The organism is Bacillus sp. B28 (genome assembly GCF_029536185.1).
GTDB classification, from domain to species: Bacteria; Bacillota; Bacilli; order Bacillales; family Bacillaceae; genus Bacillus; species Bacillus halotolerans.
In genome coordinates, this window is record NZ_CP120511.1 from 2,575,241 (window position 1) to 2,596,916 (window position 21,676).

Genomic DNA, 21,676 nt, shown 5'->3' on the forward strand with positions numbered 1-21,676 from the left:
CGCTGTGACACCTACTAACTGTTATTTTTTCGCAATAATGCTGACCCAATCTTCCATTGAGAGAATTTCCACAATGGTAAAGCCAGCCTGTTCCAATGCTTCTTTTACCTCTTGCTTTTTATGGCTGATAATTCCTGAAGTAATAAAATGCCCGCCGTCTTTCAGCAGATGGTATGCCTGTGAAGTAAAACGAAGGATGACTTCAGCCAAAATGTTGGCAACGATCACATCATGTTCTCCTGAAATCCCGTCTAACAAATTATTTTGTTTGACTTGAGCTATATCGCTAACCTTGTTTAACTTCAAATTGAGACGTGCGCTTTCTACAGCAACGGGATCAAGATCATAGGCATGAACCGATTCAGCCTCAAGCATTGCAGCCGCAATACTTAAAATTCCGGAACCTGTACCTACATCAATCACCTTATCACCCTTTCGCACAAAGCGTTCAAGCGCCTGAATACAAAGTACGGTTGTCGGGTGTGTGCCTGTTCCGAATGCCATTCCCGGGTCCATTTCAATAATCAGCTCATCAGTATGTACCGGCGTATATTCCTCCCACGTTGGTACAATCGTAAACTTTTCAGAAATTTTCACAGGGTGGTAATACTTTTTCCAAGCAGTCGCCCATTCCTCTTCGTTCACTTCGGAAATGGTGATATGGTTCCTGCCCAAATCAATATCATAAAGAAGCAGATTATTAATTGTTTCTTTAATGCCCTCTACCGTTTCTCCAAGAAAGCTGTTGACCGGCAGATACGCTTTGACAATGACACCCTCGTTCGGATAATCATTGGGGTCGAGCTGGTAGATTTCCCCGTACACATTCTCACGTTCTTTAATTAAATCAAGCGGGTCCTCTATCACAACCCCACTCGCACCAGCTTCATGCAAAATATTTGAGATAGGTTCGACCGCTTCATGTGTTGTGTGAATGCTTAATTCGGACCATTTCAAAACTACCAACTCCTCATCCAATAATTAATCGCCTTTAAACGCGCGTTTTACCTTATCAAAGAAACTCATTTCCTGTTCATCAGGCAGGTTTCCGCTGACTTCGGCAAATTCGCGGATAATATCTTTTTGTTTATCTGTCAAGTTTGTCGGAGTGACAACGCGGACGACGATATGCTGGTCACCCTGTCCATAGCCCCTGACATTTTGAACGCCTTTGCCTCTTAATCTGAATTTTGTTCCTGTTTGTGTACCGGCAGGGATTTTCAATTTCACTTTCCCGTGAAGCGTCGGAACTTCCACTTCATCTCCAAGCGCGGCTTGAGCAAACGTTAACGGCATTTCACAGTAAATATCATCTCCGTCGCGCTCAAAGAATTCGTGGGCGCGCACGTGGAATACGACAAATAAATCCCCGGCTGGGCCGCCATTTACGCCTGGTTCACCCTGTCCTGAGAGTCGCAGCTGCTGCCCGTCATCTACACCGGCAGGAATTGTGACGTTGATTTTTTTGCGTTTTTTGATTTTTCCTTTGCCGCCGCAATCCGCACATTTGTTTTTAATGATTTTACCTGTACCTTCGCAGTGGTGGCAGACTCGTCTGTTGACAACTTTACCAAACGGCGTGTTTTGCTCCACATTTAGCTGACCGGAGCCTCCGCAGTGTGAGCACGTTTCCGGATTTGTACCAGGTTTCGCCCCTGAGCCTTTACATGTATCGCATGTTTCCTCACGCGGAATCTCGATGGTCGTTTCTTTTCCGAAAACGGCATCCTCAAATGACAAAGTCATCGTATATTGCAGATCCGCCCCTTGACGCGGTGCATTCGGATCTCTTCGTCTAGTGCCGCCGCCAAAAATACTTGAGAAAATATCATCGAAACCAAAACCGCCGAAGTCACCGCCGCCAAAACCGCCGCCGCCGAAGCCTTGGTTAGGATCAGTATGGCCAAATTGGTCGTAATGAGACCGTTTTTGGTCATCAGACAGCGTTTCATATGCTTCTTTGACTTCTTTAAACTTTTCATCTGATCCGGCTTCTTTGTTAATGTCAGGATGATATTTTTTTGACAGCTTTCGATAAGCCTTTTTTATTTCATCCTTTGAAGCGCTCTTACTTACACCCAGCACTTCATAGTAATCACGCTTACTCATCTACTTCACTCTCCCGAATTTCTCACATAAATTAGATTGTATCATTTTGAATTATGATTTTTCAATTCCTTTTATCCCGGGCAAGAAAAAAAGTCAAAGCCAAGAGATGCCTGACTTTGACTTTCTAACCATTGAATCAGATTATGAAATATGTTCTTTTCGACCAGCCCAAAAGCGGGCTGACTCAGAAAGAAACTTATTTTTTGTTTTGGTCGTCGTTTACTTCTTCGTATTCAGCGTCAACAACGTTGTCATCAGCTTTGCCTTCAGCGTTTGCTCCGTCTTGAGCTTGCTGTGCTTTAGCAGCTTCTTCGTAAAGCTTCATAGAAAGCTCTTGAACGATTGCTTGAAGCTCATCTTTTTTCGCTTTGATCTCTTCAAATTCGTTTTTCTCAATCGCTGCTTTTAAAGCGTCTTTGGCATCGTTGGCTTTTTTCACTTGTTCTTCGTCCACTTTGCCTTCAAGATCTTTTAATGTTTTCTCAGTTTGGAAAACAAGCTGATCTGCTTCGTTGCGGACTTCGATTTCTTCTTTTTTCTTCGCATCAGCGTCAGCATTTTCTTCCGCTTCTTTTACCATGCGTTCGATCTCATCATCAGAAAGACCTGAAGAAGATTTGATTGTGATGTTTTGTTCTTTTCCTGTGCCTAAGTCTTTTGCTCTTACGTTTACGATACCGTTTTTGTCAATATCGAAAGAAACTTCGATTTGAGGCACGCCGCGCGGTGCTGGCGGGATATCAGTAAGCTGGAAGCGGCCGAGTGTTTTGTTGTCGGCAGACATTGGGCGCTCACCTTGAAGAACATGGATATCAACAGCTGTTTGGTTATCAGCAGCAGTTGAGAACACTTGTGATTTGCTTGTCGGAATTGTTGTGTTGCGGTCGATCAGTTTTGTAAACACGCCGCCCATTGTTTCAATACCGAGAGAAAGCGGTGTAACGTCAAGAAGAACAACGTCTTTTACGTCACCAGTGATAACGCCGCCCTGAATCGCTGCACCAAGGGCTACAACTTCATCCGGGTTTACGCCTTTATGCGCTTCTTTTCCAGTTTCTTTTTTGATTGCTTCTTGTACGGCAGGAATACGAGTTGATCCGCCGACAAGGATGACTTTGTCGATTTCGCTTGCAGAAAGTCCTGCATCTTGAAGCGCTTGACGGACAGGGCCCATTGTGCGCTCTACTAAATGAGAAGAAAGCTCTTCGAATTTAGCGCGAGTTAATGTAAGTTCAAGGTGAAGCGGTCCTGCTTCTCCAGCTGTGATAAACGGTAAAGAAATTTGCGTAGAAGATACGCCGGAAAGATCTTTTTTCGCTTTCTCAGCTGCGTCTTTCAAACGCTGAAGCGCCATTTTGTCTTTTGACAGATCAATGCCGTTTTCTTTTTTGAATTCAGACACAAGATGGTCAATGATGACTTGGTCAAAATCGTCTCCGCCCAGACGGTTGTCACCGGCAGTTGAACGAACTTCGAATACACCGTCGCCAAGTTCAAGGATGGAAACGTCGAATGTACCGCCGCCAAGGTCGTATACTAGGATCGTTTGATCTTCATCTGTTTTATCAAGTCCGTATGCAAGCGCTGCTGCAGTCGGCTCGTTGATGATACGTTCTACTTCAAGACCTGCGATTTTACCAGCGTCTTTTGTCGCTTGGCGCTCAGCATCGTTAAAGTATGCAGGAACTGTGATAACTGCTTTTGATACTGTTTCGCCAAGATAGCTTTCAGCGTATGATTTAAGGTGTTGAAGGATGATAGCAGACACTTCTTGAGGAGTGTAATCTTTTCCTTCAATTTCAACTTTGTAATCTGTACCCATATGGCGTTTGACAGACATAATTGTGTTAGGGTTTGTGATAGATTGGCGTTTAGCCACTTCCCCTACTTGGCGTTCGCCGTTTTTGAATGCGACAACTGATGGAGTTGTGCGGTTTCCTTCAGCGTTAGCAATAACTTTAGGCTCGCCGCCTTCAAGCACTGCCACACATGAGTTTGTTGTACCTAAGTCGATTCCGATAACTTTACTCACTTGAATAACCTCCTGCTATGTAATTATTGATTCACTTTTACCATGGAAGGGCGAATGACGCGATCCTTCAGCTTGTAGCCTTTTTGCATTTCCTCAACGACAATGTTGGAGCCGTAGTTTTCATCTTCAGCCTGCATAACGGCTTGGTGAAGGTTCGGATCAAATTCCTGTCCTACAGCTTCGATTGCTTCTACGCCTTCTTTATTCAAGGCTTCTACGAGCTGGCGGTGGACCATTTCCATTCCCTGGAGCAAACTTTTCGTCTGTTCATTGTCGGCTTCAACCTGAAGCGCTCTTTCAAAGCTGTCAAGAGCCGGCAGCAATTCAGTAACGATGTTTTGAGAACGGTATTTCTGGGACGCTTCCATTTCTAAGCGGCTGCGTCGTTTATAGTTTTCAAAGTCTGCTTGAACACGCAAAAGTTTGTTTTCCTTTTCCTCAAGCAAACCTTGCAATTCGTTAATTTGATTTTGAAGAAGTTCGCTTTCGTTTGTTTCTTCCTGCTGTTCTTCAGCAGCAGCTTGTTCTTCGATTACTTCTTGCTCTTCTGTTTCGTTTTGTTCCGCGGTTTGTTTTTCTTCTGACATTGTGTTCACCTCCCTCAAAAGTGTAAGGAGAAGGGCGGGTGATGCCCTTCGATAAAATTTGCCAAATTTCCCTTACTCATCATACAAACTTGTTAATGCTTTTGACAAGTCTGAAGTCACATGCTGAAGCAGACTGACGACCCGTGAATAATTCATGCGGGTTGGTCCGATGATCGCAATTGAGCCTATTTGCTTCTTATCTACTGAATAAGAGGCTGTAATCAGGCTGCAGTTTTCCATCTCTTCATAGTCGTTTTCTTTTCCGATTTTAATCGAAATGCCTGTATCTGAAGATTGGACGAGCTTCAAGACGTCCTGCTCCTTTTCGATTAGAGAAAGCAGCGACCGCACTCTGCCGATATCATGGAACTCGGGCTGGTTCAGCATATTGATTTTCCCGCCGAAAAACAATTTTTCAACGTGACTTGTCGAATGAAATGTTGACCGCAGCGCTTCAAGTATGTTGTCGTAGTTCTTAATGTGCTGCCTTAAGTACATGACAACTTCTTTAAAAATGCGTTCATTCAATTCATCCATCGGAACACCGGTTAAACGGTCGTTCAGTATATTTACCAGCTTTTCAATATCAGACAGATCCATTTTGGTTGGAAAATTAATCGTTTTGTTTTCCACATGCCCCGTATTGGTAACGAGAATGGCTACCGCTTTATCGGGCTGAATCGGTATGATTTGAATCTGTTTAAGATAATTCTCGCTCAACTTCGGCCCGAGTACGATAGACGTATAATTCGTAAGATCGGACAAAATTTTTGCTGATTTTTGAACTGTCTTTTCCAGCTCGAATATTTTTTCTTTGAAGATCGAGTGGATTTGGTCTAGGTCGGTTTTTGTCAGTTTGACGGGCGACAGCAAATGATCAACATAATACCGGTACCCTTTTTCCGACGGAACACGCCCTGAGGAAGAGTGGGTTTTCTCAATAAAGCCCAGTTCCTCCAAGTCAGCCATCTCGTTTCTTATTGTTGCAGAGCTAAATGTGATTTCATCTTTTTTCGAAAGAGTTCTAGATCCGACCGGCTGCGCCGATTTAATAAAATCGTTGATTATGACCTGAAGGATCAGCAGCTGACGATTTGTTAACATCATCATCACCTCTGTTAGCACTCTCAACAAGCGAGTGCTAAATCTATAACAAAAGTATCAAACCACAAGAAAAATGTCAATTATAACTCACCCAAAAAAGCGCCGAAAACTTCATTACCCAATAATTTTCCCTGATGAGTCAAACAAACGTCAGATTCTGTGTTAAGAATCAGTCCCTTTTCAGAAAGCTCTTTTAAAACGCCGGGAAAAAGTTTATCAAGAGAACGACCGTATTTCTCTTCAAACCGTTTTTTGCTGACGCCGGATGTTTTTCTTAATCCTAAAAACATCTCTTCTTCAATTTGTTCTTCCATCGTCACTTCATGTGTATCCCGGTAAGGAAAACCTTTTTCAGCTATCAGGTCAATGTAATGTTTAACAGGTCCGACGTTTACCGTTCGAATTCCGCCGATATACCCGTGGGCTCCTGCTCCGAAACCGAAATATTCCTCGTTGCTCCAGTACGTCAGATTGTGCTTAGATTCCATGCCTTGCTTTGCAAAATTGCTGATTTCATATTGATGAATACCGGCAGCTTCCATCCGGCTCATCACCGTTTCGTACATTTCGGCTTCCTGTTCCTGCGCCGGCAGATGAAGCCGCCCTTTTTGCATCAAATTATAAAATACCGTTTTCGGTTCTACAATGAGAGAGTAAACGGAATAATGCTCTGCGTTCAGGGATAAAGCAGTTTTTAAAGAATGATCCAGATGTTTAAGCGTTTGTCCGGGAAGACCGAACATCAAATCGAGACTGATATTTTCAAAACCAATTTCCCTTGCACGTTCAAAAGAGGCAAATACGTCTTTTTGTTTATGCACCCGTCCGATTTTTTCTAGAAGGTCGTCTTCGAATGTTTGCACACCGAAGCTTAAACGATTAACGCCCGCTTCCTTGAGTATTTTCAGTTTTTCTGCCGATAGGTCGTCCGGGTTCGCCTCAACAGCGAATTCCTTTAAAGTGTCTGAAGGCTTCAGCACACGGCTGACCATGTCCATCAATTTTTTGAGCTGGTCCTCTGAGAGGGATGTCGGCGTGCCTCCTCCGATAAAAATCGTATCCAAATCAGGCTGCCCCGTTTTTTCTATCGTATTTATCATTTCCTTCTCGAGTGCGTTTAAATACTCGCCGACGGGCTGGCTTTGAATAAAATATTTATTGAAATCGCAGTAGTGGCAAATATGCTCACAAAATGGAATATGGATATAAGCTGATTTCAATGTATTCACCTTCTTTAAAGAAAGAAGCCGCAGTACAGGACTGCGGCAGCTTCTATTATTTTTTCGGACTGTCGTCCATTTTCAGGACCGCCATAAATGCTTCTTGCGGCACTTCAACTGAGCCGACCTGCTTCATTCGGCGTTTTCCTTCTTTTTGTTTTTCAAGAAGCTTCCGTTTCCGCGAGATGTCTCCGCCGTAACATTTAGCCAATACGTTTTTACGCATCGCTTTAATGGTAGAGCGGGCCACGATTTTCTGGCCGATCGCCGCTTGAATCGGTACTTCAAAGTGCTGGCGCGGAATAAGCTCTTTCAGTTTTTCCACAATTACTTTTCCTCGTTCGTACGCGTAATCGCGATGCACGATAAATGAAAGGGCGTCGATTTTTTCTCCGTTCAGCATAATGTCCATCTTGACAAGTTTAGACGGTTTGTAGCCGATCAGTTCGTAATCAAAGGACGCGTAGCCTTTTGTGCTTGATTTCAGCTGATCAAAAAACTCATAGACGATTTCCGCTAATGGCATGTCATAGACAATGCTGACACGATTTGCGTCTAAATATTGCATGTCGATAAAATTGCCGCGTTTTCCTTGGCAAAGCTCCATCACCGCACCGACATAATCGTTCGGCACCATCATTGTCGCTTTAACATACGGCTCCTCGATTCTTTCGATCTTTTGTGGGTCAGGCATGTTGGACGGGTTGTCGACAACAACCTTTTCGCCGTCTGTCATATACACATCGTAGATAACACTCGGTGCTGTTGTAATCAGGTCGATTTTAAACTCACGCTCAATCCGCTCCTGGATGATTTCCATGTGAAGCATACCTAAAAATCCGCAGCGGAAACCGAATCCGAGCGCTTGGGATGTCTCTGCTTCATATTGAAGCGATGAGTCATTCAGCTCAAGCTTTTCAAGAGCTTCCCTTAAATCATTGTATTTGGCCGTATCGATCGGATACAAACCGCAATACACCATCGGGTTCAGCTTGCGATACCCAGGCAAAGCTTCGGCAGCCTGATTGGCCGCGCTTGTTATCGTGTCACCGACGCGTGTGTCACCGACATTTTTGATCGCAGCAGTTAAAAAGCCTACATCACCGACGGTCAGTTCATCTGTCGGAGTTGCTTTCGGCGTGAACACACCGACTTCTGTCACTTCAAACTCTTTGCCGGTTGCCATCATTTTGATTTTTTGCCCCGGCTTTACCGTTCCTTCAACAACTCTTATATAAGCCACGACACCGCGGTAAGCGTCATAAAGCGAGTCGAAGATCAGCGCTTTAAGCGGCGCTTCTGGATCTCCGGTCGGAGCAGGCACCTTTTCCACGATCTGCTCTAATATCTCCTCAATCCCAATCCCGGCTTTTGCTGAAGCGAGCACGGCTTCCGATGCGTCAAGGCCGATGACGTCCTCCACCTCTTGGCGAACACGTTCCGGCTCTGCGCTTGGCAGATCGATTTTATTAATAACTGGAAGAATTTCAAGGTCATTATCAAGCGCCAAGTAAACGTTCGCAAGCGTCTGCGCTTCAATTCCTTGCGCCGCATCCACGACAAGTATCGCTCCTTCGCAGGCAGCAAGGCTTCGGGATACTTCATATGTGAAATCGACGTGTCCCGGTGTGTCAATCAGGTGGAAAATATATTCCTCTCCGTCTTTCGCTTTGTATTTAAGCTGAACAGAGTTTAATTTAATGGTGATGCCCCGTTCGCGTTCAAGATCCATAGAATCAAGCAATTGTTCTTTCATTTCTCGTTGAGTGATTGCCGACGTTTTTTCTAAAATACGATCCGCTAAGGTCGATTTTCCGTGGTCAATATGGGCGATGATGGAGAAATTCCGAATTCTCGACTGCCTCTCTAAACGCTTTTCTTTATCTGTCACAATCTATCACTCCTACTATTAAACGCAAAATACACTAGCTTAGATTATATCAATAGGATTGTAAAGATTCAATGTAAAACAAGAAAGAGAAAAGTTCCCTCTCATACTGGGGCTGCTTTTCTCTATCAAGCACTTATTTTCTCATATCCCGTACCCATTCATACATCGATTGGGCTGTGTTGGTCACTGTGTCAGAAAGCGTTTTTCCCGCTTTAGAGAAAACGTTAAAGGTTTCCACCTGTTCCAGCTCTTTTTGTTTCTCTTCTAAATCTTTCGAGGTTACTGTTTCCCCTAAAACGGTCGCTTCTTTTTCATTATTTTCTCCGTCTGTGAGCGTAAACGCGCCTTTCAGTGAAGGATCATGATAGCCTTTCATGCTCAGCATGCCGTTATTCGCCTGCTGCATGCCGAACAGGACGCCTATAAACATCATCGTCACAAGAAGCAAGCATTTGCCAAGATATGCAATCAACTCGACCACCTATTTCTTATTGTTTTTTCGTCTCGCCGCTTTCAGCATTAACCTTTTCAGCATCCCAGTACATTTCACTGAATACGTCAGCGGTTGCGTCAGCCGCCCGCTGCAGCTCTTCGAGATTGTTATCCACTCCGCCGAATTCAAGCAAAAGCGCTCTGTCGTTTAAGTCTTGGTTGTAAACTCCGTTATCGCCTGGTGAGCCTTTAGAAAAGACCCCTGTGCTGAGTCCCGGGTATTTTTTCTCCATCAGCTTGTGAAGCTCACTTGCAATTTTGTAGTTTTCTTCAAAATTCTTGCTTTTTTTGCCGACCACAAACGCCACCCGGGCATAGCTTTTCCCTTTAATGGTTGCCGTCGTATTTTTCTTGCGCCTGGAGTCTCTATGGATGTCAATGATATATTGCAGATTTTTGTTTGACGCAAGGGCTTCCTGTACGACCGGCCTTGATTCATCGTAGGATCTGGCATAATTCAAACCTTTTTTGCTCAGTTTTGCCTGTATATCCGTTTTGTTAACTGTGGCTCCGATACCTTGAGATTGCAGCGCTTTTCCGAACATGTCCCCCACGAGGGTGACGTTAGCTTTAGAATGACGCGCCATATCGGGGTCGGTTTCACCTTTTAATAGCGGGAGATAAGATTCCGTATTATGCGTGTGATAGATAAAGACAACCTTCTTATCGCCGGTTGTTTGTTTTGGCGGGTCTTTTTGCGTATTGTCTGTTTGCGTCTGCTGTTTTTCAATCTCCGCCAAATTCGCTTCTCTTTCTTCCTGCATCACCTTTGAAGGCGGCGGGGATTCCGACGGCATGTTTGTATAATCGGTGCCTTGTCCCGCTAAAAGAATTTCTGTGTCAAATTGCGCAAACCCAGGCAGCTCGCGTCCAAGAAAACTTCGCGGATCTTCGAGATTAATACTTGTCGCCAGCTTTAAAGAAAGACGTGATAGATGAAATGAGCTGTCGGTTTGAGAAAGGTCAGAAGCGAAATAATGGTTTTCCATCCGCAGCAAGTGTGCAAATACGTCACCCGGCAGTTCGTCGGCAATCCCGTAAAAAGAGTCAGACGAAGGCCTGAGTTCCGGCCGGAGAGACGTCAGCACACCAGATAAAACAAAAATCACTACTAGGCTTGCGATAAATAGAAAGATCGCCTTTATCGCTTTCCCGCCATTCACCGCAACAACAATTTGTCTGTTTCTGCGTTTATTTCTCATTGAATCCCTCCAGCGCTTGTCTAGTAATTACTCTATGAACAAGCTAGAGGAAGTAGAACCGTTTAGTGATTATAGGAGCCTTTGTTTTCTTGAGACACCTTTTCATGAAGCGCTGTATTTAATCCGTTTGCCAGCACATTTGCCATATCGTCAATAAATGAATCGACTTCCTTCGGCGTGACCATCAAATTATGGCCCAGAGGCGCCAGCACCTCATGAATGAGCTGCCGCTTTTCGTTTTCTTCAAGAGTCCCGACAATGCCGAGAAACGATTGACGCTGTTTTGGGTCGGGAAGATCCTCTTCAGTAAGCACTTTCTTTTTCCCAAACGTCATCCCCGCCGGAACAAGCGATCTCGACGGACTGTCATCTCTCATTTCTCTGCCAAAATGCTTTAATATGTAGTCAACCGTATCGCTGGCAATTGTTACCGCGTCAACGACCGTCGGTACACCGATTGCAATGACAGGTACGCCTAGGGTGTCCTTGCTCAAGTCTTTACGTTTATTTCCGACGCCTGACCCCGGGTGAATTCCTGTATCTGATATTTGAATGGTTGTGTTGACCCTTTCTACCGCACGTGCCGCAAGTGCATCAATAGCAATCACAAAATCAGGTTTTGACTGTTCGATTACCCCTTTAATAATGTCGCTTGTTTCGATGCCTGTAATTCCCATGACACCAGGAGCAAATGCGCTGACAGGCCTGTAGCCCTCCTGCACATTTTCAGGCTGGAGTTTAAATAAATGTCTTGTCACCAATAGATTTTCTACAGCCATCGGACCGAGCGCATCAGGTGTCACATTCCAGTTGCCGAGGCCGACAATTAAACAGCTTGCATCCTTTGAGATCTTAAGGCTTTCCAGAAAGGCTGAAAATTCTTCCGCAAATACAGCAGAGACTTTCTCTTGCATTTCCGAGTCATTTTCTCTGATCCCTTGGGCCTCAATCGTTAAATAACGTCCTTCTTTTTTTCCTGAAAGCTCAGCGCCTTCCTTCGTGATGTCAACAGTGCGGATTTTTATTCCGCCGTGATCGCGTTCTTTTTCGATAAAACCTTTTATCTCTTTTGCAGGCACAGCCTGCTGATTAGCCATGGCTTCCTTCGTTTCAACCGCTAAATCCGTACGTACCAAATACTGATTTACATCCAGCTCACTCTTTTTCATACAGGGCCTCCTTCGATATTCAGTATCCATATTGTTTCCATTTATAAAATGAATCATGCTTAAAAGCATTCCTTCAATGAAAAATACTTTACATTTATATTGCAATCTAAAGGTGTGTTTGATAGAATACAATTTGTTCTATTGTGAAGAAGATTTAACCTTAAGACACTGTGCTACAGGTTGTATCTTAGGAGGTGAAACACATGCCAAACATTAAATCAGCGATTAAACGTACAAAAACTAATAACGAACGCCGCGCTCATAACGCGACAATCAAATCTGCTATGCGTACTGCAATCAAACAAGTTGAAGCTTCTGTTGCAAACAACGAAGCTGACAAAGCGAAAACTGCTCTTACTGAAGCAGCTAAACGTATTGATAAAGCAGTGAAAACAGGTCTTGTACACAAAAATGCCGCAGCTCGATACAAATCAAGACTAGCGAAAAAAGTGAACGGACTTTCTGCATAAAACAAAAACGATCCTCATAATTGAGGATCGTTTTTTTCATTTCTTTTTAACAGCTGCAAGAGAAAAAGCTCTAGTAAAAGCTGCTTGTCCTTTTTCCCGGTTTTCATCTCATAGTCCATAACGGCAAGCTGTTCAATAATGGACCGGAGCTCGGCTTCTGAAAAAAGTCTCGCTTGATCCATCGCCAGCTTTACCCGGAATGGATGCACCTTTAAATTAGAAGCAATCTGTTTTTGGCCGTACCCTTGTTCCGCGAAATATTTCGTCTGCAGAATCAGCCGGAACTGGTTCGATATAAGAGCCATAATTTTGATCGGTTCTTCATTTTGTTTGAGCAGATCATAAAAAATTTGCAGACTCTCAGTTCGTTTCCGATTGACAATTTTATTAATCAGTTCAAAGATATTTTGTTCCAGGCTTCTCGCCACAAGCATTTTCACATCATCCAGCATAATTTCTTCACGGTCTCCAATAAACGTGCACAGTTTCTGAATCTCCTGAAAAAGAGATGACAGATGCCCGTTTACAAGCAAAACCAAATGCTCTGCCGCCTCGGTACCGATCGTTTTCTGCTCGGTTCTCGCCAGATTGATCGTAAAGTCTGTCGTTTCCTTCGCGTTTAATTCCTTTGCCTCCATCATGAACGCCTGTTTTTTTAGCGCTTTGGTCAGTTTTTTCCGCTCATCCAGTTTTTCATAAGGCGCAAGCAGAACAAAGACCGTATATGGTGCTGGTGATTGTATATACGATTCAAGCGCGGTGACGTTGTGCTCAACTTTTTCTTTCTTTTTCTCACCCGTTAAAAAATATGGATTTTTCACAATGACAAGGCGCCGCTCCCCCATAAACGGGAACGTTTCAGCGTCGGCAATCGCCTGATCCAGCGGGTCTTCTTCCAAATCAAAAACAGACAGGTTGAAATCTTTTGTCTCTTGATCAATCACAGTCTGTCTGATCCTGCTGACGGTTTCTTGGAGCAGATACGTCTCTTTTCCGTATAAACAATAAACCGGATGGACTTCTCCTTTTTTCAGGCTTTTCCACACATCAAATACCATTGTTGTACGACTTCCTCTCTTTCATCATCCCCTTCTATCCTAAATTGTGTTTGCAAAATAGTAAAGAGGAAGCCTGACAGCTGCTTCCCCATTTATATTAAACGCCTGTTCGCAAGCCCCCGGGACAGCTTGTAAAAAGGCGATAATCACCAGAACAGAAAACGTTACCTTAGCTTCTAGATTTTTCAAAACGATTCCATTATACTTAAGTCAGTCAGGGGGGATGAAATTGAATGATTTTGAAAAAAACGTTCAAAGCAAACGAAATGATGCTGTAGATTCAGCGGTTGGTTTTGTTGTGTCCTTCGGATTTTTCGCCTTATTGTTTGTCATGGCAACGGTTATTCACCTGGTTGGTTCATAACACGACTGCCCGGGCTGCTGATTTCTCGGCAGTCTTTTTTAATTCGTCTCTGTCATATCTGATGTATCATATGGAGGATAAACAGAAAAGGTTCCAGATCCGTTTTTGTACGTGTATTGGATCGTGCCGCTTTGATCCGTGCGCAGCACACGGATGGATCGGCTCTTTAACAATTGAAGAACCTCTTGATGCGGATGATGGTACCTATTGTTTTCACCCGCTGAGATGACCGCCGTTTTGGGCTGAAGCTGTTTGATGAATTCTTCACCGGTCGAGCCCTTGCTTCCATGATGCCCTACCTTTAACACATCCGCTTTTATATTCGGGAACACATTGATAACCTCCTGTTCCCCCTCTTTTTCCAGATCACCCGTCAGGAGCCAGCTGAGCCTGCCTGTTTTCATCCATAGAACGAGAGAAGAATTATTTTTACTTGCCGGATCAGGCGTTTCCGGTGACAGCACATGAAACTGTAAGTCCTTTATTTGCAATACATCCCCCCGCTTCACCTCTTCAATTGCCACCCCCTCCTGTCTGGCAGTCCGCAGCACCTTCTCATCATGCGATTCAGAAACAAATCCTTTCGGAATGATGAGACGCTGCACTTTATGATGCTTCAGCAAAACCTCTGCCTCTCCGATATGATCTTGATCTGCGTGCGTCAGTATCAGCGCATCAAGCTGCTTGATGCCCTTTGCCGTTAAAAAAGGGATCAGCACCTTTTCCCCCAGTGAAAAAGGATGCTGTTTTTCGCGCCAAGGCTCTGACGAATAAGACAAAGTGCCTCCCGTATCAATTAAAACGCGGCCTTTCTGATACGGTGCACTGACAAACATACTGTCACCTTGACCGATATCAATCATATCTACTTCTCCGTCGGAACTAACATAAGGGAAAACAAAGAGCAGGATAAGTGTTGCACAAAAAAGGCTTGTGGACACTGTCAGCCGGAGAAATGAGGGTTTCTCAATACTCATAAGCAATATGATGACAGTGAGCGTGAATAAGAGAAGAAGAGCAGGTGCAGGACGTGAGATGATGATTGTGAATATATCTATATCAGCGATTTTAGTGATCAGTCTGTTGGTCCAGGTCATCATTACATCAAACCAATAGAACAGAAATTGACCGACGGATGCTGAAAAAAATAATAGAATAACTCCTATAATAGCAGCCGGTAAAATACAGAATGTATAAAAAGGCACCAACACCATATTCATTGGAATGCTAATGATAGAAAACTGCTGAAAATGATACAGAAGAATGGGCAGTGAGCCTAGCTGGGCGATAACAGATACAATCGTCAGCTGTCCCAGACTCGTTTTGATATGCTGAAAAATAGATGATGAGAGAATTAAAGAAAAACTGACCGCAAATGAAAGCTGAAATCCAGCTTCAAAAAGGTAGTAGGGATTAAAAAGCAAGAGGACAATATACGAAAGACAGATTACCCCGGCAGAATTTACCCGCTGCTGAAAAAGGCTTCCCGCTAAGTAGATGCCCGACATCAGAGCGGCTCGGAGAACAGAGGGCGCTGCGCCTGTCAAAATAACATAGATCGGCAGAAACAATAGCAATAGGATTGACGCATTTTCTCTTGTTATGCCCAGACGGATCATTGCGTAAAATAGGCCTGCTGTCAAAATCCCGATATGGAGTCCTGAGATGGCTAACAGATGGACAACACCTAGACTTTGGTAAGCATTAAGCACATCGTCATCCAAATAAGATCTTTCACCTACTGTAAGCGCCTGTACGATTCCTGCTGAATCTGGCGGAAGCTGTGTGTTCGTGAATGATACGATGTATTTTCTCAAACTGAGAAGCTTATACCGGACATCTGAAGGCTCGCTGCAATTTCCAATAGATGTGACAGAATAGCTCCAATGAATATGCTGCCGGTAAAGATACTGTTGATAATCAAATGTTCCCGGCACTGTTGCTTGTTTTGACTTCTCCAAAGCACCAGTCAATTCGCATGCCATACCCGGCTCTAGATGTGACAGTTTGTCTTTTTCAGCTAAAGACTGAATCCGATAAGAGGCAGCCCATTTTTCGCCATCGGGCGTCTTGATCAGCATAGACATCCGATCCCCGTCAATTTTAGGAATACTATGAATGACCGCCTTGAAGTGATAGCTGCCCTGCTGATACGAAGAAGTATTTTGAGAATCTGTGATCTTAAACAGGGCAAAATTGAGTACAAAAGAGAATAAACAAACAAAAATGAGTGGAGCGTGCCTTGTTTTGATTGACACAATAAGAAGAAAGAGGAAGAAGAGAAAGACAGCGGAGAAATAAGAGGCGGCAGCAATTCCAGCCGTTGCTGAAGCTGCCGCCAAAGGCAATAATAGACACGAATTCCGCATCAATCACACATAACTCGTAAAAAGTTTATTAGCCTGTTCATGTATTTTCTTCAAATCTTCCTCTGCAAGACCGGCATCCGCTAATTTTTCTAAAAGCCCCGCTACAAATGAAAGCTTTTCTCTGTTTTTCAGATCAACGATCATTTCATCGAGTTCAACCTGTTCAACCGTAACGCCTGATTGCTCAAATAGCTCCTGGGCATACGGATGTGTTTTATAATCCTCAGCGTAATATACTGTTTTGATACCGGCTTGAATGATAGACTTACAGCATTGAATACACGGATAGTGCGTGACATATATCTCCGCTCCATCTGTCGGCACTCCAAATTTAGCGCATTGAAGTATCGCATTCATTTCCGCGTGAATCGTTCTCGCGCAATGATCGTCTATCATTAAGCATCCTTCGTCCGCGCAATGTACGCCGCCTGCGATTGATCCGTTATAGCCTCCTGCAATCATGCGTTTATCTCTGACAATGGTAGCGCCGACAGACAATCTCGGGCAGGTGCTGCGCAGTGCCAGTAAATGGCTTTGAGCCATAAAATATTGATTCCATGAAATTCGTTCCACGTTGTTCCCTCCAAATGTGTGTTGCCTGTTCTTTAGTTTACCTATCATCATGCATGACCGTCAATTCACTTTACTGTAATGGAAGACTTTATTTTTTCAAAAGATTTTTCGCCAATTCCCGAAACCTTTGTGATATCTTCAATTGTTTGGAAACGCCCGTTCTCTTCCCGATATGCAATAATCGCTTCAGCTTTTGAAGGCCCTACTCCCGAAATGTTTTGTAAATCCTCTAATGTTGCTGTATTGATATTGACCAATGTCTCCTTCCCCTTACTGCTTTGTACAGCGCCGCCGGCCGCTTGCTGTGCCGCCTCTTCTCCCTTACTCGGTATATACACCACTGTACCGTCCTGTAAAAGTTCCGCCAAATTCACTTGCGTTTCATCTGCTTTTTCACCAATGCCGCCTGCTTTCTCAATAGCCTGCGACACTCTGTCTCCCGTATGCATTTCATAAACGCCGGGATGCTTAACAGCGCCTTTTATATCAATTACAATATTTTCTTCCGCTTTGTCTTTTGTTGCTTCCTGCTTGACCTCAGCATTTTCCTTTTCACTAGATACAACTTGTTTTACAGGCTCTTTGTTATGTCCGCTGAAAAAAAAGAGGCATAGAACTGCAATGAGAACAGCAGCAGAGCCCGCTGACATGATTATCGTTTTATGTTGGTTCAACCAATTCAACTTGCATACGCCCCGCTTTCGTCATATTTTGTTTCTTTATCACATATGGTTTAGAGGATAATAGCTCAAAGGAGGGGAAATCATTGAAGATTGGCTTTATCGGCACTGGAAATATGGGTACGATCCTTATAGAATCATTCATTGAATCACGAGCAGCCGATCCCTCAAACATCACAATCACAAACCGCACAATTGAAAAAGCGTTGAAGATAAAAAACCGCTACAACAGCTTAAACGTAACTGAGAGCCTTGAAAAGCTTGTTGCAGAAAATGAGATCATTTTTATCTGTGTAAAGCCGCTTGATATATATCCATTATTGTCAAGGGCAGTCCCTTATTTAACAAAGGATCACATTCTCATTTCAATTACAAGCCCGCTTCAGACTGATCAGCTGGAACAGTATGTGCCATGTCAGGTGGCACGAGTTATCCCGAGTATTACAAACCGGGCGCTTGCTGGCGTTTCTCTTGTCACCTACGGTAAAAGCTGCGGAGAGGCAGCAAAAACAAAAATCATCGAGCTGATGAAGCACATTTCTAATCCGCTGCAAATTGAAAGTGACATCACAAGAGTAGCGTCAGATATCGTAAGCTGCGGACCCGCTTTTATGAGCTATCTGATTCAACGATTTATAGATGCAGCCGTTACGGAAACGTCAGTGTCTAAAGAGGACGCTGTTCTCATGTGTAAAGAAATGCTTGTCGGGCTGGGAAAACTGTTAGAAACAGAATTGTATACCCTTCCTGCATTACAGGAAAAAGTTTGCGTAAAAGGCGGCGTGACAGGAGAAGGCATTAAAGCACTCGAAAGCGGTGTACAGGATATGTTTCATCGGGTGTTTCAAAATACGCATTTGAAGTACGAAGAGGATATTTCCGCGGTGAAGAAGCAGTTTCATGTGTAAACGAGTATGTCATAGCCGTTTGTTGTATGCAAAAGGGTAAAAAGGCATTTTAAAAACCATCGTCTTAGTAAACGATGGTTTTTGATTTCTGCGCTTTAAAGAACAGGCGTTCAGATTGTGGTGACGGCGCTGAATCGGTAAAATCAGCGGTAACCTTATGAAGCTGAAAGCCGCAGCTTGCCAGCATTTCTTCGTATTCATCCACTCGGAACGTTCTTTGCTCATGTGTTTCGTCGAAGCGGTCGTACGCCTCTCCGTTCCAAACAAAAAATGACATATCATGAATGGCGGAAAGCTCTTCACTTCCGGCAAAGCTTTGCCAAATATAGCTGATATCTTCGTCCTGATCAGCAAACGTGCACCCAGGAAAAACCTCGGTTATTTTATACGGTGAATGAACATCAAACAGCAATATGCCGTCCGGCTTCAGCACCTGAAATACACTTTTAAAGGTATTCATTACGTCATTTTTCGTTTTTAAATAATTCAAGGAGTCACAGCAGATCACAACCGCGTCAAACTGGCCTTCAAATCCGGTTATCTCTCTCATGTCCTGCTGAAGGAAAAGAATCGGCTGTTTAGCAGGTACTTTTTGCTGGGCGTAAGAGAGCATTTCTTCACTGAGATCAATCCCGGTGACTTCAAAGCCTTTTTCGGCAAGCCGGATTGAAATCTCTCCGGTGCCGCATGCCAAATCGAGAATACGGCCTTTTTCCGGTAGAGATGCTTCAATCCATTTTGTCCATTTGTCGTAAGGTGCGTGAGACATTAACTCGTCATACACGCTTGCAAAGCCTTGGTAAATCATTGATTCAATCCAAGTTCCAGGTCTGCGAGCGGAGCGTCTCCCCACAGTTTTTCCAGGTTGTAATAGCTTCTTTCGTCCTTATGAAACACATGGGCAATGACATCCCCAAGGTCAACTAATACCCATCTTGCTTCATCGAAGCCTTCCATCTTTTTGACTTCAATGCCGTTTTCTTCAGCCTGGTCCTTGATTTCACGCGCAATGGCCTGCACTTGTTTGTCTGAATTACCGTGGCAGATCAGAAAATAATCCGCAACCAGAGAAATTCCTTCCATATCCAGTGCTAAAATATCCTCTGCCCGCTTATCGTCGCAAGCCGCAGCTGCAATCTTTAAAATGGACGTTTGATTCATTCACATATTCCTCCTGTTCATTTGCCAGACACAAGCCAGTTATAAGTTAAACATGTATCTGGGAAAACCTGTTGATTTTTTTTCATTAGAAAAATCATTGTATTTTTGATCGACTGAATCAATGCTTGATTCAAATCCGTTTCTGCAAGTTCACGCACCTCATCGACACCGGGAAATTTACGGCCTGGTTCAATATAATCAGCAACGTAAATGACTTTTTCCAAAAGCGTCATGCCCGGACGCCCAGAGGTATGATATCTGATCGCGTCAAGAATATCTTCGTCATGAATTCCCGCTTCTCTCTGGACTAGGTAAGCGCCGACCGGAGCATGCCACAGCTCCGGGTTGTGATCCAACAGATGCGCGGGCATTTTTTCTCTGGCTATAATTTGTTTCATTTCTTCTTTCGGGCGGAATTTGGCGTAATCATGAAAGATAGCCGCCGTTTCCGCTTTTTTGGAGTCGGCGCCAAAGCGCTCCGCAAGTTCAATCGCCGTGTTCATTACGCCAATTGTATGGATATATCGATGCTCGGTCAATTGCTGCTTGACACAGGCAAGTGCCTCCTCACGATTCATATAAACCATTCTCCTCTACATACTTCTTCACTTTATCAGGGATTAAGTAGTCAGTGGGCTTCTTGCTTTTAAACCGTTCCCTTATCATAGTCGATGATACCTCAAACTCCGGAACGTCTGCAAAGAGAAGCGGATAAGGGGTTTCAACATGAAAACCGGGGCGCTTTACTCCGATAAATTGAATAAGGTTCAGCAGCTCGTCCAGCTTATACCATTTCGGCAGGTATTCAATCATGTCAGCACCGATAATAAAGAAAAGCTGATCATTCGGATATCGCTGCTTTAGTAAAGAAACGGTATCAAAGGTATATGACGGCCCTTCTCTTTCCATTTCAGCCAGCTGCAGCTTAAAGGATGGATTAGACTGAATAGCAAGCTTCAGCATTTCCACCCGATGAGTGCTGTCTGTATAGTCTTCATCCTGTTTATGCGGAGGAATTTGATTGGGCATAAACCACATTTCGTCGAGCTCCGCCTGATACAGCACCTCATTCGCCATTAAAAGGTGACCGTTATGCGGAGGATCAAACGTGCCTCCGAAAATTCCGATTTTCTTCATTTCAACCACCTTAGGGAAGCTCGATTTGTTTATTTTCCTTTGATTCCTTATATAAAACAATCGTATTGCCGATCGTCTGAACCAACTGTGCGCGGCTTCCTTTTACAAGAGCTTCCGCAACATCATTTTTATCGTCTTCGCAGTTTTGAAGAACGCTGATTTTAATCAGCTCTCTCGCTTCAAGCGCTTCAGAAATTTGTTTAATCATGTTGTCATTGACTCCGCCCTTTCCTACTTGAAAAATCGGGCTTAAATGGTGCGCTTTTGAACGCAAGAAACGTTTTTGTTTTCCTGTTAACATTATTTTCCTCCTAATTTCCCTACTACAATAGATCTCATTTTTTCAACATCAGGCTCATGTCCCGTCCACAAGCGGAAAGACAATGCCGCCTGCTCAACAAACATGCCGACTCCATCCAGTGTTTTCAAACCTTTTTGCTTCGCTTCTTTTAATAGTGAAGTCTGAATCGGATTATACACGATATCGCAAACAACCGCACTGCTTGCAGCACGCTGCAATGAAAGCGGAATATCTTCCACGTTTGGATACATGCCTACAGATGTTGTATGGATCATTACATCATACTGCTCAAGCCGTTCTTCTGCTTCTTTTATGCTTAACACTTCTGCATTGCGGAACGAGGGAGCAGATTCTGCGAGCTGTTTGGCTTTTTCTATCGTTCGGTTGCAAATATCAAACTTTTCCGGATTGTCGCGGACGATCGTTGTAAAAATCGCTCTGGCTGCCCCGCCCGCGCCGATCATTAAGAAAGACAGTTCGGAGATTGGTTTGTCCAAAATTCTCATTAAAGATTTCACAAAGCCTTCTCCATCTGTATTATATCCGACAAGCTTGTCTCCTTCTCTTCTGACAGTGTTAACGGCACCAAGCACTTTTGCGCTCTCATCAATATGATCGAGATGATCCATGATGGAAACCTTGTGCGGAACAGTCACATTGATGCCTTGTACACCAAGAGCTCTTATCCCTTTTACCGCATCTTCCAGACTATTCTCTTCCACCTTAAATGCATGGTAGTGTCCGTCCAAACCAAGATCCTTCAAAGCCGCGTTATGGATATCCGGTGACATGGAATGCGCAATCGGATTTCCGATAACCCCGTACAGCTTCTTCATACTCCTCTCCCCT

Annotated in this window: 24 protein-coding genes; 3 read left to right on the forward strand and 21 right to left on the reverse strand. The window is 43.9% G+C overall.

Annotation, left to right across the window (positions count from 1 at the left end):
• Positions 1 to 21: 21 nt before the first annotated feature.
• The 10 genes from prmA to gpr all read right to left on the reverse strand — a co-directional run bounded on the left by prmA (position 22) and on the right by gpr (position 11,806).
• A complete protein-coding gene (prmA, locus tag P3L57_RS12755) occupies positions 22 to 957 on the reverse strand; it encodes a 50S ribosomal protein L11 methyltransferase (RefSeq protein WP_044154499.1) in 936 nt (311 codons plus the stop codon).
• A gap of 24 nt (positions 958 to 981) precedes the next feature.
• On the reverse strand, positions 982 to 2,109 hold the full coding sequence (dnaJ, locus tag P3L57_RS12760; RefSeq protein ID WP_024122101.1) for a molecular chaperone DnaJ: 1,128 nt from the start codon (positions 2,107 to 2,109) through the stop codon (positions 982 to 984).
• Between the two features lie 196 nt (positions 2,110 to 2,305).
• Positions 2,306 to 4,141: a molecular chaperone DnaK gene (gene dnaK / locus P3L57_RS12765; protein WP_024122102.1), complete on the reverse strand. Its 1,836-nt coding sequence runs from the start codon at positions 4,139 to 4,141 to the stop codon at positions 2,306 to 2,308.
• A gap of 23 nt (positions 4,142 to 4,164) precedes the next feature.
• Positions 4,165 to 4,728: a nucleotide exchange factor GrpE gene (gene grpE, locus P3L57_RS12770; RefSeq protein WP_024122103.1), complete on the reverse strand. Its 564-nt coding sequence runs from the start codon at positions 4,726 to 4,728 to the stop codon at positions 4,165 to 4,167.
• 72 nt (positions 4,729 to 4,800) lie between these two features.
• Positions 4,801 to 5,832, reverse strand: a complete 1,032-nt coding sequence (hrcA, locus tag P3L57_RS12775) for a heat-inducible transcriptional repressor HrcA (RefSeq protein WP_024122104.1) — start codon at positions 5,830 to 5,832, stop codon at positions 4,801 to 4,803.
• 80 nt (positions 5,833 to 5,912) lie between these two features.
• Positions 5,913 to 7,052 (reverse strand): radical SAM family heme chaperone HemW, encoded by a 1,140-nt coding sequence (hemW, locus tag P3L57_RS12780; protein WP_044154494.1) that lies wholly within the window; start codon positions 7,050 to 7,052, stop codon positions 5,913 to 5,915.
• 55 nt (positions 7,053 to 7,107) lie between these two features.
• Positions 7,108 to 8,943, reverse strand: a complete 1,836-nt coding sequence (gene lepA / locus P3L57_RS12785; protein WP_044154493.1) for a translation elongation factor 4 — start codon at positions 8,941 to 8,943, stop codon at positions 7,108 to 7,110.
• 133 nt (positions 8,944 to 9,076) lie between these two features.
• Positions 9,077 to 9,415 carry a YqxA family protein gene (locus tag P3L57_RS12790; protein ID WP_044154492.1) on the reverse strand — a complete coding sequence of 113 codons (339 nt, stop codon included), beginning with the start codon at positions 9,413 to 9,415 and terminating at the stop codon, positions 9,077 to 9,079.
• A gap of 16 nt (positions 9,416 to 9,431) precedes the next feature.
• Positions 9,432 to 10,637, reverse strand: coding sequence for a spore autolysin SpoIIP (gene spoIIP / locus P3L57_RS12795; RefSeq protein ID WP_044154491.1), 1,206 nt, complete (start codon positions 10,635 to 10,637; stop codon positions 9,432 to 9,434).
• Positions 10,638 to 10,699: 62 nt separating this feature from the next.
• Positions 10,700 to 11,806, reverse strand: coding sequence for a GPR endopeptidase (gpr, locus tag P3L57_RS12800; protein ID WP_044154490.1), 1,107 nt, complete (start codon positions 11,804 to 11,806; stop codon positions 10,700 to 10,702).
• A gap of 203 nt (positions 11,807 to 12,009) precedes the next feature.
• Between gpr and rpsT the strand changes: the two genes are divergently transcribed.
• On the forward strand, positions 12,010 to 12,276 hold the full coding sequence (gene rpsT / locus P3L57_RS12805; RefSeq protein WP_010335003.1) for a 30S ribosomal protein S20: 267 nt from the start codon (positions 12,010 to 12,012) through the stop codon (positions 12,274 to 12,276).
• 14 nt (positions 12,277 to 12,290) lie between these two features.
• Here rpsT and holA read toward each other — a convergent pair whose 3' ends face one another.
• A complete protein-coding gene (gene holA, locus P3L57_RS12810) occupies positions 12,291 to 13,334 on the reverse strand; it encodes a DNA polymerase III subunit delta (RefSeq protein WP_044154489.1) in 1,044 nt (347 codons plus the stop codon).
• A 39-nt stretch (positions 13,335 to 13,373) separates the two neighbouring features.
• Positions 13,374 to 13,523: a hypothetical protein gene (locus P3L57_RS12815; RefSeq protein WP_125825438.1), complete on the reverse strand. Its 150-nt coding sequence runs from the start codon at positions 13,521 to 13,523 to the stop codon at positions 13,374 to 13,376.
• Between the two features lie 40 nt (positions 13,524 to 13,563).
• Here P3L57_RS12815 and P3L57_RS12820 point away from each other — a divergent pair, with 40 nt between their 5' ends.
• Positions 13,564 to 13,698, forward strand: a complete 135-nt coding sequence (locus tag P3L57_RS12820) for a YqzM family protein (RefSeq protein ID WP_010335005.1) — start codon at positions 13,564 to 13,566, stop codon at positions 13,696 to 13,698.
• 38 nt (positions 13,699 to 13,736) lie between these two features.
• Here P3L57_RS12820 and P3L57_RS12825 read toward each other — a convergent pair whose 3' ends face one another.
• The 3 genes from P3L57_RS12825 to P3L57_RS12835 all read right to left on the reverse strand — a co-directional run bounded on the left by P3L57_RS12825 (position 13,737) and on the right by P3L57_RS12835 (position 17,323).
• A complete protein-coding gene (locus tag P3L57_RS12825; protein ID WP_069487175.1) occupies positions 13,737 to 16,067 on the reverse strand; it encodes a DNA internalization-related competence protein ComEC/Rec2 in 2,331 nt (776 codons plus the stop codon).
• Between the two features lie 3 nt (positions 16,068 to 16,070).
• Complete coding sequence (locus P3L57_RS12830; protein ID WP_069487174.1) at positions 16,071 to 16,640, reverse strand: ComE operon protein 2; 570 nt, start codon at positions 16,638 to 16,640, stop codon at positions 16,071 to 16,073.
• 65 nt (positions 16,641 to 16,705) lie between these two features.
• The gene (locus tag P3L57_RS12835) at positions 16,706 to 17,323 is read right to left on the reverse strand and encodes a helix-hairpin-helix domain-containing protein (RefSeq protein ID WP_059293571.1); all 618 of its coding nucleotides are present in this window, start codon (positions 17,321 to 17,323) and stop codon (positions 16,706 to 16,708) included.
• Between the two features lie 83 nt (positions 17,324 to 17,406).
• On the opposite strand from P3L57_RS12835, the gene comER reads away from it, so the two are divergent.
• A complete protein-coding gene (gene comER, locus P3L57_RS12840) occupies positions 17,407 to 18,228 on the forward strand; it encodes a late competence protein ComER (RefSeq protein ID WP_059335445.1) in 822 nt (273 codons plus the stop codon).
• Positions 18,229 to 18,292: 64 nt separating this feature from the next.
• Here comER and P3L57_RS12845 read toward each other — a convergent pair whose 3' ends face one another.
• The 6 genes from P3L57_RS12845 to aroE are packed head-to-tail and all read right to left on the reverse strand — an operon-like array spanning position 18,293 to position 21,663.
• On the reverse strand, positions 18,293 to 19,036 hold the full coding sequence (locus tag P3L57_RS12845; RefSeq protein WP_277617434.1) for a class I SAM-dependent DNA methyltransferase: 744 nt from the start codon (positions 19,034 to 19,036) through the stop codon (positions 18,293 to 18,295).
• The gene (rsfS, locus tag P3L57_RS12850) at positions 19,033 to 19,389 is read right to left on the reverse strand and encodes a ribosome silencing factor (protein WP_044154484.1); all 357 of its coding nucleotides are present in this window, start codon (positions 19,387 to 19,389) and stop codon (positions 19,033 to 19,035) included. The genes P3L57_RS12845 and rsfS overlap by 4 nt, the downstream gene beginning before the upstream one ends.
• 17 nt (positions 19,390 to 19,406) lie before the next feature.
• Positions 19,407 to 19,967 (reverse strand): bis(5'-nucleosyl)-tetraphosphatase (symmetrical) YqeK, encoded by a 561-nt coding sequence (gene yqeK, locus P3L57_RS12855; RefSeq protein WP_024122116.1) that lies wholly within the window; start codon positions 19,965 to 19,967, stop codon positions 19,407 to 19,409.
• The gene (locus P3L57_RS12860) at positions 19,957 to 20,526 is read right to left on the reverse strand and encodes a nicotinate-nucleotide adenylyltransferase (protein ID WP_069487173.1); all 570 of its coding nucleotides are present in this window, start codon (positions 20,524 to 20,526) and stop codon (positions 19,957 to 19,959) included. The genes yqeK and P3L57_RS12860 overlap by 11 nt, the downstream gene beginning before the upstream one ends.
• A gap of 10 nt (positions 20,527 to 20,536) precedes the next feature.
• Positions 20,537 to 20,827: a ribosome assembly RNA-binding protein YhbY gene (gene yhbY / locus P3L57_RS12865; protein WP_024122118.1), complete on the reverse strand. Its 291-nt coding sequence runs from the start codon at positions 20,825 to 20,827 to the stop codon at positions 20,537 to 20,539.
• A complete protein-coding gene (gene aroE / locus P3L57_RS12870) occupies positions 20,827 to 21,663 on the reverse strand; it encodes a shikimate dehydrogenase (protein WP_059335447.1) in 837 nt (278 codons plus the stop codon). Before aroE ends, yhbY begins: the two co-directional genes overlap by 1 nt.
• Between the last annotated feature and the right edge of the window lie 13 nt (positions 21,664 to 21,676).